The sequence below is a fragment of the Pseudomonas sp. RIT623 genome (assembly GCF_004519305.1).
In the GTDB taxonomy this organism is placed as follows: Bacteria; Pseudomonadota; Gammaproteobacteria; order Pseudomonadales; family Pseudomonadaceae; genus Aquipseudomonas.
The window spans coordinates 1-2,098 of sequence record NZ_SOZA01000077.1 but is presented as its reverse complement, the minus strand read 5'-3'; the positions used below and the strand labels follow the sequence as shown (position 1 = coordinate 2,098).

The window sequence follows — 2,098 nt, the reverse complement described above, 5'->3', positions numbered from 1 at the left end:
AACTGCCGGACTACATGGTGCCGACGCACTTCATCTACCTGCCGGCGTTGCCGGTGAGCCCCAACGGCAAGCTGGAGCGCAAGGCGTTGCCGGCGCCGGACATGACCCAGCACCAGCGCGCCTACGTGGCACCCCAGGGCGAGCTGGAGCAAGGCATCGCGCAGATCTGGCAGCAGGTGCTGGGCATCGAGCAGATCGGCATGGACGACAGTTTCTTCGAACTGGGCGGCCATTCGCTGCTGGCCACCCAGGTCAGCGCGCGCATTCGCGAGCAGCTGGCGGTCGAGGTGCCGCTGCGCGAACTGTTCGTCACTGCCGACCTGCGCGCCTATTGCGCCCGGGTCGAGGCCCTGCGCGGCGCGCTGCAACCCCTTCAGGATGAATTGGCTAAATCCTTGGAGGCCCTCAAACGTCTATCTGGAGCGGAACTTGAGAAGCTAATTTCTTAGTAAGGAGTACGGGTGTGCAAGAGTTGATCGGGGCGGTTGGACAACTGTCGCCAAAGGAACGCAAGGCGCTGGCGGTGCTGCTCAGGCAAAAAGGCATCAATCTCTTCAGCGTCGCCCCGATCTTCAAACGGCATGCCGAGGAGCCGTTGCTGCTGTCCTATGCCCAGGAGCGGCAATGGTTCCTCTGGCAGCTCGATCCGCAGAGCAGCGCCTACAACATACCCATGGCCTTGCGCTTGCAGGGCGAGCTCGATGTCGAGGCGCTGGAGCGCAGCTTCAGTGCCCTGGTCGAGCGCCATGAGACCTTGCGCACTCGTTTCGACGACAGTGGCGAACAGCCGTTGCAGGTCATCGAGCCGGCGTGGCCGATACAGCTGGAGCTTGAGCAATTGAGCGACGGCAGCGATCAGGCGATCCGCCGTCTGGTCGAGGCCGAGGCGCGTCGCCTGTTCGACCTACGCGAAGGCCCGCTGCTGCGGGTCAAGCTGGTGCGCCTGGACGAGCATGACCATGTGCTGGTATTGACCCAGCACCATAGCGTTTCCGATGGCTGGTCCTTGCAGATCCTGGTGCGTGAGCTGGTGGCGTTGTACCAGGGCTTGCGCGAAGGTCGGCCAGCGCAGTTGCCGCCCTTGCCGGTGCAGTACGCCGACTACGCCTCCTGGCAGCGCCAGTGGATGGAGTCGGGCGAGCGTGAGCGGCAGTTGGGCTACTGGCAGCAACTGTTGGGCGGCGAGCAGCCGCTGCTGGAACTGCCTTTGGATCATGCTCGCCCGGCGGAGCAGCGCTTTGCCGGGGCGCGGCTGGCGATCGAGTTGGCGCCGGAGCGGGCGCGGCGCCTCAAGGCGTTGGCGCAGCGCGAGGGCGTGACGCTGTTCATGCTGTTGCTGGCGTCGTTCCAGGCGCTGTTGCACCGGCTCAGTGGCCAGGACGACATCCGCGTCGGCGTGCCGGTGGCCAACCGCGGCCGGGTGGAGGTCGAACACCTGATCGGATTCTTCGTCAACACCCAGGTGATGAAGGCCGATATCGAGCCGGGGCAGTCGTTCAAGGCGTTCCTGGCCCAGGTGCGTCAGCGTGTATTGCAGGCCCAGGATCACCAGGACCTGCCCTACGAGCAATTGGTCGAGGCGCTGCGCCCGCAGCGCACCCTCAGCCACAACCCGTTGTTCCAGGTGATGTTCAACCACCAGAGCGAAGGGCAGCGCTCGGGTGCCGAACAACAGTTGGGGGCGTTGGCGTTGCGTACTCTGGAGTGGGACAACGACACGGCCCAGTTCGACCTGGCGCTGAACACCTTCGAATCCGAGGCCGGCCTGGCGGCGAGCATGGTCTACGCCACCGATCTGTTCGAGCGGGCGACCATCGAGCGATTCGCCGCTGCCTGGCAGTGCCTGCTGGATGCCATTCTGGCTGATCCCGAACAGCCGCTTGCCGGGCTGTCGTTGCTGGATGATGCGGCGCGCGAGCAAATAGTCGGGCAGTGGAACGCCACTGCCGTCGACTACCCGCTGGAGCGCTCGATCCAGCAACTGATCGAAGCCCAGGTGGACCGCACGCCAGAGGCCGAGGCCCTGGTGTTCGGCGATACCCGCCTGAGCTACGCCCAGTTGGATGCCCGCGCCAACCAGCTGGCCCGTCACCTGATC

General features: G+C 65.0%; 1 protein-coding gene and 1 pseudogene. Both read left to right on the top strand.

Features of this window, described 5'->3' with window-relative positions:
* Positions 1 to 449: phosphopantetheine-binding protein (locus E3U47_RS24715; RefSeq protein ID WP_256660339.1), on the top strand; the 449-nt coding region annotated here is incomplete at its 5' end.
* A 143-nt stretch (positions 450 to 592) separates the two neighbouring features.
* Positions 593 to 2,098: pseudogene (locus E3U47_RS24710) on the top strand (condensation domain-containing protein); the annotation flags it as partial.